This is a genomic window from uncultured Mobiluncus sp. (assembly GCF_963511525.1).
Classification (GTDB): Bacteria; Actinomycetota; Actinomycetes; order Actinomycetales; family Actinomycetaceae; genus Mobiluncus.
This window is the reverse complement of sequence record NZ_CAUPIY010000007.1, coordinates 115,110-131,262: the sequence shown is the minus strand read 5'-3', so window position 1 is coordinate 131,262 and position 16,153 is coordinate 115,110. Positions and strand designations below refer to the sequence as shown.

The following is a 16,153-nucleotide window of genomic DNA, read 5'->3' as shown; positions in this document are numbered from 1 at the left end:
GGTGGCGTTGATTGCTTCGATGGGTGGCGTGGCTGCTCCGGCTGCTGTGGCTGCTCCGTCTTTGCCTGGCTCGATTGCGAAGCTGGCTCGTTTGGGCGGTTTGGATCGTGTGCAGACCTCTTTGGAGGTGGCGGCTCATCAGTTTGGTGATAACCACGGGACCATGAATCCGAAGCGTTTGTACGTTGTTTCCGCGGCTGAGGGGAACATGGTTGACGCGGCTACGGCTGGTATGTTGACTGATGGCCCGATTGCTTTCGTGTACAACAACTCTTATGTTGCTTCCGCGGTTGGCAAGTTCTTTGCTAACGCGAAGGATAATGCTGGTTTCAAGGGCATTAACGAGGTTGTGGCTATCGGTGGTGACGGTGTTATCTCCGATAGCACTTTGAATGCTGTGAAGGACGCGATGGGTCTGAAGAAGACTTCTCGTCTGGCTGGTAAGGATCGTTACGCGACTTCCGTGGCTATCGCGGATTACATCTACCAGAAGTCCTTGGAGAAGGATAAGTGGTTCGCGGGTCGTACTGATGGTGGTTCGAACCTGGGGACTGCTTACCTGGCTAACGGCGCTAACGAGCACGTGGTTGACTCGATGGTAGCTGGCACTCTGGATAATGGTGCTATCTTGCTGACTCAGCCTGATGGCAAGATTCCTGAGGTTGTGGCTGAGTTCATTAAGAAGACCCTGCCGCGTAGCTTTGCGGCTTTGGGTGGTACCGGCGCGGTTGCGGATGCGACCGTGAACGAGGCTTGGGTTATCAAGGCTCTGGCTAACAAGTGGGAGACTTCTCCTGGTATTCCGAAGATTAAGATGACTGTTGATGAGCTGGAATGGCTGGTTAACGGTTATTCTGAGGAAGCTACCGGTATTGATATGTCCAAGAAGAAGTTGTTCGGTGGTCTGGACCGTGTGGTTGATGTTGCTGGTGTGAACTCTTCGGCTTGGGATAACAAGGTTTCCAGTATCAAGCAGAAGATTTCGAACTGGTTCAACCAAGAAGCTAACGCTACTGCCTCTGCGCCTGCTGCTTACGCTGCGGTGCTGAACGATTTGAAGGCCTTGTATGGTGACAAGGTTATGGCCGACGTTAATGCTTCGGATGCTATCGCTTTGGATAAGACCGAAAAGCACGCTGTTGGTGTCAACTATGAGGGTATCCAGAAGTCTGATGCATACAAGAAGGCTGTGAAGGCTGCTTCGGATGACTTGGAAAAGATGTGGTCCAGTGTGAAGCAGGATCCGTCCTTGGGCTCCGTGTTGTCTGACCCGGTCGCGAAGGCTTCCCAGGTTCACCCGGACACCGCTGGTGTGGTGACTTCTGCTGATGCCTCGGCTAACAACATTCCGTTGGTGGCTGTAGCTGCGATGGCTAAGTACACGCTGGATACTGACAAGGCTTGGTATGACGCTAAGGCTAAGGAACTCGCGGCTGCTAAGGGTAGCCTGCGTGGCGAGTTGGATAAGATCAACTTTAAGAACGAGTTGCGTTTGGGTGGTGCGGATCGTTTCGAGACCGCTCAGTTGATTGCTAACCATTGGGCCAGGATGTACGGCGGCGAGTTCAACGGCTTCGATAACTTGTACGAGGCTTACATTGCTAACGGTACTCGCCTGGCTGACTCGCTGACTGCTGGCCAGTTGACCCAGGGTCCGATCATGCTGGTCCGTAACGACACCAAGATTCCGGACTTCACTGCTGCTGTAGCGAAGAACCTGCTGTGCTGGACTAACAAGACCCACCCGATCTCGGTCTACGGCGTTGGTGGTACTGGCGTGCTGTCCGACGAGGTCCTCCAGGCCGTCGTGAACCTGATCTCCACCAGCTCTGTCTGCGAGGTCAAGGGCGTAGAAAAGCCCGCTACCTCCAAGCTCGTGGCCTCCCCGAACCTGACCTTCCACGTTGGCGATGCTGCTGCTGTCGTCAAGAACGTGACGGTTGATAACACCACCACGAAGTCCGGCCCGACGTTGGCTACCGGCTTCCCGAAGATCGTTGACAAGGACGGTACCGCTTCTACCTTATTCGATGTTGCGCCTGGCTCTCCTGCGACGACTAAAGATGCTCAGGGCAACTTCGTGAACAACTACACGGTGAAACCGCATGCTTCTGCTGCTCTCACGGCTAACGACCAGGCCAAGGCTCCTTACAAGGTGCTGTTCGAGGACGTTGACGGTAACAAGGCCGAAATCATGATTACTATCGCTGACGCGCTGATTAACACCATGGCTGATCAGACTGCCACGGCTCAACGGCCGAAACCCGCCGCGGACTACTACAGCGCGGACATTACGGGTGCTCGTACTCCCGCGATTTCCGGTGTTGAGACTGCTCCTGGCGACTTGACCATCGTCGGTGTCACTAAGAATGGTGCGATTCTCTCTGGTTCTGCTGGTATCACCATCGAGGACCTTGCTACGCCTGCCGCTAGCGACAACAAGTTCCGTATCAAGTTCCCGGAGGCGCTGACTGCTGGCACTTATGTCATCGAAGTCAAGGACGCCAAGGCTACTGGTGACACCAACGCGTTGATTACTGTGACCGTGACCCAGGCCCAGTAGTCACTTCCTTGAAACCGTAAAGGTTTCAACGATAACTTCATGAAACAACTGGCCCCGGTAGGTAACTACCGGGGCCAGCTGTTTTATGAAGTTTTACCTAACAGAACTTGTTAGGGGTTTGTCTGAAACCTTGCCAGGTGTTCACTTCTGGCTGGTAGGCCAGGTGCAAGCAACCCGCAGGTTCTCAGTACCTGCTTATTGCGCGACCGTGAAGTCGGCAGAAGCGTACTTGCCGTGAGTGTCATCAACCTTCACCGTGCACGTACCAGCAGCGGTCGGGGTAGCATCCTTCTTTGCGACAGTGGCCTTGCCCGCAGCGGTAGTAGGCGAGGTAGGAGTCAAGCCAGCGCAGTCGCCGCTCAGGGAGACGGTAGCACCGGTAGGAACATCCGTGCCGTCAGCGTACTTGATGGTGATGACCTTGTCCTCAGTCAGGGCAGTGCCCTTCTTCAGGCCGGTCGGGAGATCGGTAATCTTGATCTTGTTGTCCACAGTGGTGGACTTGATGGTCCCGCAAGCGGAGGCGGTGTTGATCAGGGAGATTACTGCCTTGAGGGTTTCGTCAGAGACAACGCCCTTGCCGCCCAGAGCAGCCACACCAATGGTGCCGCCGTTGTTCCAGCACTGCAGGTGGGTAGCCACGTCCTTGGTGAACGCCGGGATATCCTTGGAATCACGCACCAGCATGATCGGGCCGTGAGACAACTGGCCACCAGCCAGGGAATCGGGCAGACGAGTACCGTTAGCCACGTAAGCCTCGGTCATCACGTTAGCCGTCAAGCCCTTGTTGAACACGGTGCCGTAGAGCTTACCGTACTGGTTAGCAATCAACTGAGCGGTCTCGAAACGATCCGCACCCCCCAAACGCAGCTCGGTCTTCGGAGCAATCTTGTCCAACTCGCCAGCCAAACGACCAGACACGTCAGCCAACTCGGCCTCGGTATCCTTCAACCACTGCTGCTGCTGAGCTGTAACCCACTCGGAAACTTCCTTCACCGCAGCCATCGGAACAGCATTGGCGCGGTTATTGCCAGCGGTGTTAGAAGTGTAGTCAGTTGCAGCCTCGGCAGCAGTCGGAGTGTTCTGAGAAGCCTTAGCCACCGGGTTACCCAACGCAACAACCGTGCCGTCCATAGCGGCCTTCCACTGGTCAGTCAAAGCCTTTTCAGCCGGAGCCACGTAAGCATTCTGGAAGCTCTTAGAGCCCAGCAGACCCTTGTAATCGAAACCGACAACCTTCCAATTATCCTTGTTCATATCCGAAGGCTTGTAAGGCTCAACATCGATATACTTTTCAATCTTGGCCGGATCAATCGCACCAGAGGAGTCCAGCACGGCTTCGCCGAACAAAGCCCGCAACGCGGTAGCCACGTTAGAAGCATAGTCGGCTGCGGAAGTAGTGCTGCTGTCAGCCTTGTACGGATCAGTCGGGTAGTTGATCATGGTAGCGGTCTTCAAAGCAGTCTCGACGCCAGTGCGAGTATTAGGAGCAGCCATCACCTTAGTAATCTGGGACAGTTTAGCAACAGCCTCACCATATTGACCGTTCCAAGCGGTCTGCAAATTACCGGCCTCACGAACCACGTTACGCAGGCCCATAAAGTCATCGCTGCCAGTCACGCGGTCAGTCTTCTTGCCCTTACCGTCGACCAGGGCCTTCAAGGATTCCTGCTTGACCTTCAACTGCGGAATGCTAGAGGAAGTATCCCACTTGTTAGCCAAAGCCTTAATGAGCCAAGCATCCTGAACGGTCTTATCCGAAACCGTAGGAGAACCACCCAAAGCAGCGAACTGCAACGGCAAAGTCTTCTTAATGAACTCCGCTACAACCTCGGGAATAGTGCCATCAGCATTAACCAACACGACCGGGCCATTATCCAAGGTACCAGCCACCATCGAGTCAACCACATGCTCGTTAGCACCGTTAGCCAGGTACATCACGTTCAAGTTAGTGCCATTAGACACAATATGACGACCCGCACGATCCAGGTAAGCATCAGTGGACTGCAAAGCATGGTTGTAGATACGCGAAGCAATCGCCACGGAAGTCTCGAAACGATCCTTACCGCCCAAACGATCAAAGGACTTCACGCCCATTTCTTCGCCAACGGCCTTCATCGCAGCATCAGAAACCGCGCCTTCACCACCAATGGCGATAATCTTTTTAATGTCAGAGTAGCCAACCAGCTCATCATCAGCAAAGTGCTTGCCAACCGCGGAAGCCACGTAAGAGTTGCCATAGACAAAAGCAATCGGGCCATCCTGCAACATGCCAGCCGAAGCAGCGTCAACCATGTTCGCATCCGCCGCGGAAGCAATGTAAAGCACGCCCGGCTTGTTAGCGGCGCGCTTGCCGAACTCGTGATCCGCAATCGCCAAGGCGGTCTGAATACGGTCAATACCACCGAAACGACCCAGCTCAGTCGCGTAACCCGGCAGGCGGTTAGTATCAGCCACAGCAGCCGGAGCAGCCACGCCACCCATCGAAGCAATCAACGCCACCGAAGCAGCGCCAACCACAAACTTCTTCTTCAAATTCATCTTCAAAAAAACCCTTCTTCTGGGTAATAAAGGGTGGAATTTTGGTCAGATGGATTGAAAAGCGCCGCCGGGGTGGGTTGAAAAACCGCGCAGATTCAACGATTGCGGGGCAGTGCGGCGGCGGCCGTTTTAATTCTAGTCGAGGTTGGCTGGGCGTTAGGAAGGTTCTGGGAGCAGCTACGCGAGGGGTGTGATTGGGGTCCGAACACAGGCATTGACCATTGGGTATGTGCCTAAAGGTGGAGAATAGCCGGGTAGCTGCCATTATTGGCAGCTACCCGGCTATTCTCCCCATATAATCCCAGATTCAAACCGTGCGGTGCTGGAAATGGGTATTCTGCGGTGGATTCTTGGCCATTGTTCTAAATTTCGGCGCTTCGAAACGCTGTGCCGCGGACCAATATGGCTGAAAAATTGTGGCGTATTTCCAAGGGCTGTCGCACAGTGCCCTCCTGCGGACGAGTCGGGCTGGAATCGAAAATTCCAGGCGCGATACCCCAAATGTCCAAAATTACACATGTGAAGTTTTGGCTGGCACCGCTGTAAAACCCCTAGATTCCAGCTTTTTTGAAGGCTTTGCATCCTAGGGAATCCAGCGACATCGAGAAATCCCAGCTAACTTTAACGGACACCTGGTATTCCAGCTCGACCGCGCCGACTCTAGCCCCGACTCCCGCGCCCACACCGGCCCGACTGCGCCGATTCCAATGCCGATTCCAGCATCGACTCCAGCGCCGGGCTACATTGTTAACCCCAGCGCTGACTTAAGCACTGACTCAGGCTCCGCTCCCAGCTCCTTTGTCAGCGTCAACCTAGCTGCAAACGGTATTGCAACCCTTCGACACATTCACCTGCCAATCGCCGGGATGCCTTTAAACCCTGGGTGAAACGCGGTGTCGGCGCCTTTGCAAAATAGCGCTCAGTCTCTGTTTGGTGCGTTCCCACTCGTGCCAAATCTGGTGGTAACTCAGTCTGGTAGTCAGAAATCCGGCGGCGGTGTTCGACAAATCCCGCTCGCGGTCAACCTCAAAAGCGTTAGGTCTGTCATGAAACTCCCTCCCGTCGCATTCCACTATCCACGAGTTGCCGACCAGCAAGTCTACCCATCCGGGCGCAGTCCGGTTCTGGGTATGCACGCTGACCCCGCGGCGCTGGAAAAATAACCTGACGCGAGTTTCGCTGCCAGACTGCGCCCCGCGGTCGAGGAACCGGTAGGTCGCCATTTTGTCCTTTTGTACTCGCGATGCCAGATGTTTCGCCTGGTCATAGCCGATATGCCCCCGCTGCAGCGCCGATTCCAGCACAATTAACCCCGTTTCGGCATCGTGATAGCGCATGGCTTGGGACAGGCAGTCCTCCAAGTCAAACACGGGGGAGTGCGGGTGGGTAGCGCAGCGGTGGAATTCGGTGAATTCAGCGGCGGGCACGGCGACTTTGTTTGACAAAACTACGTGTGTTTTGGCTTGGTAGGGAACCCAGAGGCCATACTTGGCGCACCCAGACAGGCACCCCAGCCTGCCCCCGAGTTTCAGAGCGCGGATAACATCCGGGTCGGCATCAGTCCCGGCATACCAGCCGCGCATAATCCGCCGCAGTTTTCCGGCCTTAACCAAAGCCACAATTTGCCGCTTCGTGTACCTCGTGAGCAGCTGTTTTGCCGTGTAAACCCCATAGTTTCTCGTTTTCATAACCCCACCTTGCGGCACGGCTGGAAACAAAATCAAAGCCGATTCAGATTACCTGTGGAAAACCCTGTTTTCCACAACCTTGTGCCTAAAGGTGGAAAATAGCCGGTTAGCTGCCAATAATGGCAGCTACCCGGCTATTTTCCCCTTATAAATCCAATTAAAAATCTATCCTGGCAAAATATTTGGCAAATCCCACCTCGTTTCCGTGTCCTTCCCCAAAATCCCAGGCCGGCGGCTCCCGTCCCGGCTGGCGCCAGCTTGGAAACCCCGTTTCCCGCGCGGTAGCTTGAAAAAGTGAGGCGGAAACAAAAGATTGCACTGGCATTCATGCTGGCGACCCCCATTTTTGGGGTCGGTACGGCCGAGGCACTCACCGGGGATTTCAACGGGGTCGGGAGCATTATCACCGGGATTCTCACCTCGACCAGTTCCTCCAGCTCCGGTTCCGGCTCGGGCACAGCAGGCTCCGGTTCCGGCTCTTCCAGCCAAACCAGCACCACCAGTTCTTACAGCTCATCGTATTCTTACGGCTTGGACTCACACACATATTCCTCCCCGAAGCCCACCTACAACATTGTCGACATGGAAACCAAGTATGACCCGGAGTACGACACCTTGACGGTGACGGATCCGAAAACAAAAAAGGTCGTGGATACGATTTACTTCCAAGATCTGAGCTTCATGAGAAATGCCACCGCTGCCATTGACCAAGAAGCCCTGACCGAAACGATCCAGGAAAAAATCGAGCCCCCGACTCCGGCGATGGATCCGCCTTCGGGCAACGTAGCTGTAGGCAAAGATGTCTACGCTCACGTCGAGGTCACCCCCCAGCAGTTCTCGGAAAACGTGTCTGGTCAGGATGTCAATATCTCGGTTGAGCCCGCGAGCTTCGAGTGGGATTGGGGCGACGGCGAAATCACGGATTCCGGAGCGGACGCGGGAGCGCCCTGGCCAAACGGCACCGTCACCCACAAATATCAACATGTTGGCCGCTATGCGATTACCTGCCGGATTCACTGGCGGGCCACCTGGTCTATTGGGAAAGGCGCGCCTCAGGAAATTCCCGGCGACATCGTCACTGAAAGCACTTCCCCCGAATTCATGGTCAAATACCTGATTCCCTACCTTTCCTAAATCTCAAACCGCGCTAACCCTTGCATTCCGAACAGTCCCAGCGGTCACGGCCAACAACCTCTCACTCTGAGTTCTCGCGCGGGCAAAGAGATGTTACTAAAATCGGGGTAGGATTCGAATCACTGGGCCACGGCCACGCAATCCCAAAATCATCCCATCGGAGAGGAATCTGTAATGGTAGACCAGCCGAAGTATCCCGGCAAAGTGGAAGTTATCAACGGCAACGGCGCGGTTGCCCGCGTAATGAACATGGTGTGTGGAGGTGTCATCGGCTATCCCATCACCCCTTCGACGGAAATCTCGGAGACCTTCGAAGCCGCGGTGGCGGCAGGTCAAAAGAACGTGTGGGGCCAGCACCCCTTCTTCTTTGAGCCCGAGGGCGAGCACTCCGCCCAGTCCGGGGCGATGGGCGCGGCCCTGACCGGCGGCAAGTTCATCTCGAACGCCTCCAGCTCGCAAGGTATCCTCTACGGCTTGGAGTCACATTATGTCACTGTCGGCAAGCGTATCGGCGGTTTCGTGCTGCAGGTCGCAGCGCGCGTGGTCTCCCGCCACTCGCTGAACGTGATGGGCGGCCATGATGACGTATATGCCCTGCTCCCGGCCGGTTACACGGTCCTGTTTGGGGCGAACCCGGAGGAGGCGGCGAACCTGGCGCTGATTTCTTACCGCGCCTCGTCGCTGTCCTTGATTCCGGTGGCGAACTGCATGGACGGTTTCGCGACTTCCCACATGATGAGCGAAGCGCGCCTGCCGGAAGCCGCGCTGGTCAAGGAATACTTGGGCGACCCCAAGGGCTACATTCCCTGCCCCACCGCCGCTCAGGAAATCTTGTTTGGTGCCAAAGGTCGGGTTTTCCAGTTTGGTCAGTTCCTGGAGAGCAAAAGGTCGGTGCTGGCGCCCGCCTCCCTCGAGGCGCTGCGGTCGTTCCTGAACTGCGCCGATAACGCCGAAGCCATCGAAAATGACTGCTGCGGCGAGCTGTTTGACCGAGAAATCGCGGGGCATCTGCCCACGGCGGAGGTCGCCAAGTGGCGCCGCCAGTGGGTCAACGCTCCGGCGCGAGGCACCCGCAAACTTATCCCCTCCCTGGTGGATGTGGACAATCCGGGCTTGACCGGTCCGGTGCAAAACCAGCCGGATTTCCAAGCCGGGGTGGCCGACCACCGCACCCACTTTGTGGCGGACGTGCCGCGCCTAGTGCATCAGGCGATGGACGATTATAACGCCCTGACCGGCAGCGATTACGCCCCGGTGAAAACCTTTAACTGCGAGGACGCGGACGTCATCATGGTCGGTGTCGGCTCGATTTGCGAGGACGTGCGCGCCGTGCTGCCGTACTTGCGGAATCAGGGTCTCAAGGTCGGTCTGGTCCAGATTGTCATGTTGCAGCCGTTCCCGGAGGCCGAGTTGGTGGCGGCTCTCAAGGGCGCGAAAGCCGTGACGGTGCTGGAGCGTTCCGACCAGGCGGCTTTGACGAAGTTCGTCAACGGCGCCCTGGTGAAGGCCGGGCAAAACGCGGGGGCCGCCAAGCGTGACCTACCCGCGCGCTACCCCGATATTCCGGCGGTAAAAACCGGGGAAATGCCCCAGCTGTCCACCGGATTCTTTGGCTTGGGCGGCCACGACGTGCAGCCGCGTCACCTCATCGCCACGTTCAAAGCGATGCAGGCCGGCGACCTGGCTCCCGAGTTCTATATCGGCTCGACGTTCTTTGCCGATGACGCGACCGGGGAACAAAAGGCGATGCAGGACCGGCTGCGCGAAGCCTACCCGGAAACCGCCAAAATGGCCCTTCACCTGGAAGAAAACCCGAAAGACCTGCTGCCTAGTGAAGCGATGCGGATTCGATTCCACTCGGTGGGCGGCTACGGCACGATTGCGACCGGCAAACTGTTGGCCGACATTTTGGCTGAAATGCTGCACTTGCACAGCAAAGCCGCCCCGAAGTACGGTTCGGAAAAATCGGGGGCGGCCACGAACTACTACATCACGTTGAGCCCGGAAACCATCAGGATTACGAACGCCGAGCTGGAGGACGTGGAGATTGTGGTCAGCCCGGACCACATGGTGTTTGCCCACACGAACCCGCTGAAGGGCTTGGCCGAGGGCGGGACGTTCATCTTGCAGTCTGACAAAACTCCCGCCGAGCTGTGGGCGAGCTTGCCGCGCCGGGCGAAACAGATTATTCGGGATCGGCACATTAACCTGTTTATCCTCGATGCGTTCGGGGTCGCGCTGAAGCACGCCCCGGATCCGGGATTGCAAACCCGCATGATGGGCGTGGCTTTCATCGGGGCTATCGCCACCAAGGTCGACCGGATTGCTTCCGGGGCCAGCGAAGCGGATATGTTGGCCAAGATTCGCGAACAGATTGAGCACAAGTTCGGGGCGAAAGGCCCGGCGATTGTGGAAGCGAATATGGCGGTGGTCAAGGACGGGGCGGCCGCCACGCAAAAGGTCGATTGGGAACAGCTCGATGCCGACCCGGGCGCGTCGGGTGGTGCGTCGGGTGACGCGGGCGCGGCTCAGGGTGGCGGATCTGCCCAGGTTCGCCCAGTTTTGGACGCCTCCCTATCAGCCACGATGTGCCAGCGCGGCTCTACCGGTTGCGCGCTGACTGCCGGGCTGTTTGACCGAGATTATTTCCGGCGGGTCGTGGCGGAACCGTTTGCCCAGGGCACTATTAGCGAAGCTCCGGTTTACCCCGGCACTGGCTACTTCCTGCCCCCGGCGTCCTCGGCCACAAAGGACAAGGGCCTGTTCCGTCGGAACATTCCGGTGTTCGAGGCGAGCCTGTGTACCGGCTGTATGGAATGCGCCCTGGCCTGCCCGGATGGGGCGATTCCGAACACGGTGTTTGGTATCGACACCTTGCTTCAGACGGCGATTGATCAGTCGGGCGAGGCCGGTGCCTCCCTAAAGTCGCAGGTGGACGCCATTGCCGAGGCGATGCGGGCCGCACTGCTGGACACGAAGGCGCGCCCAGAAATCGCTGATGTCTTTACCACGGCTGCGACCTCGCAAAATGCCGACCCTGCGGCGGTGGCGGCGGTGGCCGACACGTTACGGACCTTCCCGGTGGCGCGCACCCGACCGTTCTTTGACTCCACCGAAAAACGCCACCCCGGCGCGGGAGTGCTGTTCAGCGCGACTATCGACCCGTGGAAGTGCACCGGCTGTCTGGAATGCGTGGCGGTGTGCGGCCCGAACGCCCTGATTGGCACCGACCAGGACGACGAGGTGCTGGCCACGGCCCAGCAGCGGTTCGCGTTCCTGACGAAACTGCCAAATTCTCCCGCTGAATTCAGCGACCCGAACGGCGGGCCCAGCCTGGATATGAAACGGATTTTCCTGGACCGCGACAACTATTACGCGACCATCGGCGGGCACGGGGCGTGCCGCGGGTGTGGCGAAGTCACGGCCGTGCGCCAAACTATGGCTCTGGCCAACGATATTAATAACGGCCGGGTTTCACGCCACCGCCAGGAACTCGAGGAGTTGGTGGCGGCTCTGGAGAAAAAGCGCCAATCCGTGACTGATGCTGAGCTCGGCGCCCTGATTGATCAGGTGCGCGAGCGTTTGGAGCAGCGTCTGTACCGTTACGAAGGGCCGGCAGGAGGGCGGGGCCCGGCGGCCGCGGTGATTGCCAACTCGACCGGGTGTTCCTCGGTTTATGCCTCGACCGCGCCGTTCAATCCTTACCAGCAACCGTGGGTCAACAGCCTGTTCCAAGATGCCCAGCCCCTGGCGAAAGGCATCTACGAGGGTCTGGCGGCCGATTTGTCGATGGACGTTTTGGCGTTGCGGCAAGCCCGAGCCATTTTGGCGGGCGCGACCGGCGCGGCCATTCCGAACGATGCTCCAGAATGGAAACAGTTCACAGACGAGGAACTCGCGTTGATGCCCGCGGTCATGTCCATCGGCGGCGACGGTGCGTCCTATGACATCGGCTTCGGGGCGATGAGCCGTATCCTGGCGTCCGGCACCCCGGTGAAGATGCTGGTGTTGAACACGGGTGCCTACTCCAACACGGGCGGCCAGGCCTCCACGGCCTCCCTGGAGGGCCAGGACGCGGACCTGTCCCGCTACGGCAAATACTTGAAAGGCAAGTCTGAGCAGCGCAAAGAGCTGGGTATGCTGGCGGCCATGCACCCCAACGTCCTGGTGGTGTCCACCTCCACGGCTTACCAAGGGCACTTCCTTAAGAACGTGTCACACGCTCTGGCCCAGGTCGACTACCCGGCGCTGATAGACGTGTACACGCCCTGCCAGCCCGAACACGGTATTGGAGACGACATGGCTAGTGAACACAGCCGCTTGGCGGTGAAATCGCGCGTCAGCCCGCTGTTTGTCCACGAACCGGCACACGGCGAGTTCAGCGACCGCTTCATCATTGACGGCAACCCGGATGTGAAAAAGCTGTGGTCGAGCTACAAACTCAGCTACCATGACGCGGACGGTAACGCCCAGCTGATGGATCTGCCCTACACGCCGGCGGATTTCGCCTACTCTGAGCTGCGGTTTAAGAAACACTTTAGGCCGCTTCCGGAAAACGCCGAAAACCCGACGACGGTGGCGGACTATGTAGAGATGGACGCGGCCACTCGCGAGACCGCTACTCCATTTATCTATACGAGCGGCGCGGACGGGGGCTTGGCGAAAATCCAAGTGTCGCCCTCCATCGTGAAACTGACCGAGCAATGTCGGGAACACTGGACTTTCCTGCAATACCTGGCCGGACAAGACCTGGCTGAGGCCCGCAAGGCGCATGCCGACCTGGAAAAGGAGCTGACCGAAGCTCGTGACGCCGCCGCGAAGTCGCAGGAAGAAACCATTGAACTCATCGCGAAAGCGATGGCAGAAGTCGCCGCGACCGGCACCACCACGACGCCGCTACCGTTCTTGGGCGGATTCGGCGGGGGAGCCAGCACGGCCGGTGGCGCCTCCGGAGCAGCCACGTCCGACGCCGCCCCGGCAGACTCGGGCGCGCCCTTTCGCTACGACATAGCGAAAATCGCCCAATGCACGGACTGCAAGACCTGCTACCAGGAGATTCCCGAATACTTCGAGCCGTCCACGGAAATCATTGACGGCAAGCCCACCCCGGTGGCGCGGCTCATTCCCGGCTCGCTGGAAAGCGTGGAAGTGACCGACGAACTGCGCGCCCGGGTCGCGAAAGTTGTCGCGAACTGTGACGCGGAAATCATCTTGTGACCAGGGAGGGGAAACCGATGCTTGACACGACGAACACGGTCCAGCTAAACATTTTGGAACGGCGGTTTAACGCCGACCCGAAACTGTTTCAATCCATGTTTGTGGCCGAGGGCCTGGCTCAGCTGCACGCGGCTTTTGACGCCGGGGAACTGCCCGAGGCGATGACCCTGAAAATTTGGGAGCTGCTGGAACGCGAGGACACGGTGGGGCGCATCATGATGCGTTTCTTGTGGAACTTGCCGCTGGGCAAGAAACGCGTGTTTATCCGCGCGATTGACACCTGGCTGTCCGAGCGCTACCCGATGTTTGCGGGGGTGAGCGAAAACTGGCCCGCCGCCAACCATGTCGCCCCTTACGTGCGGCCGGCCTCCCAGCGGGTACACGACTTTGACCTGGTCACGCAAGGGTATTTGGGGTATCTGACCCAGGGCTATTCCCAGCGGGAAGTCGACCTGTTTGTGTGGCTCGAATCGATGCGGGACAAGCACTGCGCGGATCGCCCCTGCGAGCTGGGCGAATTCCTGCGGGGCCGCAAAGTCGGGGGCTGTCCGGTCCAGATTCACGTCCCGGACGTCATGCAGGCCATCGCGGAGGGTGATTTTGACCGGGCACTGCGTATCGTGGAGGAGTCGAACCCGCTGCCGAACGTGACCGGGCGGGTTTGTCCTCAGGAGCTGCAGTGTCAAGGGGTGTGCGTGCACAAGGCGCGTCCCATCGAGATTGGTCAGTTGGAGTGGTTCTTGCCCCAGCGGGAGAAAATCGTGCACGGCAACGAGGCGATTCTCAAACGTTTCGAGGGCCGTCCTGACCCGTGGCAGACCGCGGAAAAGCCCCCGATAGCTATCGTCGGTTCGGGTCCTTCCGGGTTGATTAACGCGTTCTTGCTGGCGAACCAGGGTTTTCCGGTCACCGTGTTCGAAGCGTTCCACACCCTGGGCGGGGTGTTGAAGTACGGGATTCCCGAGTTCCGCCTGCCCAACGAGCTGGTCGACGACGTGGTGGACAAGATTCGCCTGCTGGGCGGGCGTTTCGTGACGAACTTTGTGGTGGGCAAGACCGCGACCTTAGATGACTTGAAAGCGGCCGGTTTTTGGCGCATTTTCGTCGGTACCGGCGCGGGGCTGCCGAAATTCATGAACGTGCCCGGCGAGCACCTCAACGGGGTCATGAGCGCCAACGAGTTCCTGACTCGCGTAAACCTGATGCACGCGAACCTACCCGACTATGACACGCCCCTGCCCGAAGTCGCCGGCAAAGAAATCCTGGTCATTGGCGGAGGAAACACGGCGATGGACGCGGCACGCACCGCCCGGCGCTTGGGCGGTCACGTCACGATTGTGTACCGGCGCACCAAGGCCGAGATGCCGGCCCGTGTGGAGGAACTGCATCACGCTTTGGAAGAGGGCATTGTCGTGGCTGAGTTGCGCTCGCCCACCGAGTTCCACGAGGACGAAAATCACCATGTCGCGGGAGCCAGCGTGGGGGTGATGGAGCTGGGAGAGCCTGACGAGTCTGGGCGGCGCCGGCCCCAACCGACCGGGGAAATCCTGGAAATGGACGCTGACCTGGTGATTATGGCGCTCGGAAACAGTTCCAACCCGATTATTCGCGATTCGCAGCCTGACCTGGCAGTGCAGCAGTGGGGCGCTATTAAGGTCGGGAAAGAGGCTGCCGGTGAGGGTGGCGGTGTCGGCGCGGCCGGCGCGGATGGGGCTGATGGGGCTGATGGGGCCGCCGAGGCTGCCGAAACCCCCTCGCAAGCCACGAACCTGGAAGGAATTTACTCCGGCGGAGACGCTTCTCGTGGCGGATCGACCGCGATCAAGGCAGCCGGAGACGGCCAAGCGGCCGCCCGCCAGATGGGTGACCTGGCCGTGCACCTGGAGCCGGAGGAAGTCCGCCAGCGGGTGCAACGCGCTTTGGAATATACGCAAAGCGCCGCCTCGGCCTACCGAATCTTGGAGAAACGCCAACTGTCGGAACGGACTTGGGAGATGAAACTGCACGCCCCGGCAGTCGCCCGCGCGGTGCAGCCCGGCCAGTTCGCCCGGTTCATGACCCACGAAAAAGGCGAGCTCATCCCCCTGACCGTGGCCGATTTCGACCGGGAGCAGGGCTGGATTTCCATCGTGGTGCAAGCGGTGGGCAAATCGACCCAGATTATGTGCGCGATGGAAGTTGGCCAGGCGTTTTACGGGATTGCCGGGCCGCTGGGCTTGGCGTCCAAGATGGAACATTTCGACCCGGCCACCCAAAGCGTGTGCTTCGTGGCTGGTGGGGTCGGGTTGGCGCCCGCCTATCCGATTGTGCGCAAACACTTGGAGCTGGGCAATCACTTGACCCTGGTGCTGGGGGCGCGTAATCGCGACCTGCTGTTCTGGACCGACCCGGACGGGGACCCGGCCGGGGATAGCCCGGAGCGGGTCGAAGTGCTGCGCCGCCAGTACCCAGATTTGCTAGATGTGGTGTTGACCTCGGACGATGGTTCGTTTGGGCGTCAGGGCGTGGTGACGTTGCCGCTGGAAGAAATGCTGCGGGACGGCCGCGGCGATGGGCGCCAGATTGCGGAAATCACCACTATCGGACCGCCCATCATGATGAAGTTTGTCTGCCTGCTGACCGCGAAGTACGGTGTGCCTACCGTCGCGTCGCTGAACTCGATTATGGTTGACGCGACCGGGATGTGCGGAGCCTGCATGGTGCCTTTCAACGACCCCGAAACTGGCAAGCTGGTACGCAAACACGCCTGTATTGACGGCCCTGAGCTGGACGGACACGCCATCGATTGGGACAAATTCCTGCCCCGATTCAACCAGTTCAAGGCCCAAGAAAAAGCCGCCCTCAAGTAGTTAATTTCCCACGGGTATCTGTTGCGGGGTGGTCGCTCGGGGGCGCTCGCGAGAGGCGGAAGGGGGAGTACCCCCTCGCGTTTTGCGCGACTATTGTCGCAAAACGCTCACCCCCCAGCCTCTCGCTGAGTCGCCCCCAACGCTCCCCGCCCCGCCAGACC

The 16,153-nt window shown here is 58.8% G+C and carries 6 protein-coding genes; 4 read left to right on the top strand and 2 right to left on the bottom strand.

The genetic code is table 11. The annotated features are described in order from the left end of the window. Window positions 1-2,563, top strand: a 2,563-nt coding sequence (locus tag RQ935_RS06775) for a cell wall-binding repeat-containing protein (protein WP_311497716.1), incomplete at its 5' end; no start/stop codon positions are given. A gap of 195 nt (window positions 2,564-2,758) precedes the next feature. On the opposite strand, the gene RQ935_RS06770 is transcribed toward RQ935_RS06775, so the two are convergent. Together RQ935_RS06770 and RQ935_RS06765 are read right to left on the bottom strand one after the other, a co-directional pair. Beyond that, the gene (locus RQ935_RS06770) at window positions 2,759-5,104 is read right to left on the bottom strand and encodes a cell wall-binding repeat-containing protein (RefSeq protein ID WP_311497715.1); all 2,346 of its coding nucleotides are present in this window, start codon (window positions 5,102-5,104) and stop codon (window positions 2,759-2,761) included. Window positions 5,105-5,976: 872 nt separating this feature from the next. Continuing rightward, window positions 5,977-6,792, bottom strand: a complete 816-nt coding sequence (locus RQ935_RS06765; protein WP_311497714.1) for a hypothetical protein — start codon at window positions 6,790-6,792, stop codon at window positions 5,977-5,979. A 294-nt stretch (window positions 6,793-7,086) separates the two neighbouring features. On the opposite strand from RQ935_RS06765, the gene RQ935_RS06760 reads away from it, so the two are divergent. The 3 genes from RQ935_RS06760 (at window position 7,087) to RQ935_RS06750 (ending at window position 15,992) form a co-directional block, all read left to right on the top strand. Then, entirely contained in the window at window positions 7,087-7,926 is an 840-nt protein-coding gene (locus RQ935_RS06760) for a hypothetical protein (RefSeq protein ID WP_311497713.1), read from the top strand. A 174-nt stretch (window positions 7,927-8,100) separates the two neighbouring features. Then, window positions 8,101-13,143: a 2-oxoacid:acceptor oxidoreductase family protein gene (locus RQ935_RS06755; RefSeq protein ID WP_311497712.1), complete on the top strand. Its 5,043-nt coding sequence runs from the start codon at window positions 8,101-8,103 to the stop codon at window positions 13,141-13,143. 17 nt (window positions 13,144-13,160) lie between these two features. Then, complete coding sequence (locus tag RQ935_RS06750) at window positions 13,161-15,992, top strand: sulfide/dihydroorotate dehydrogenase-like FAD/NAD-binding protein (protein WP_311497711.1); 2,832 nt, start codon at window positions 13,161-13,163, stop codon at window positions 15,990-15,992. Window positions 15,993-16,153 lie beyond the last annotated feature (161 nt).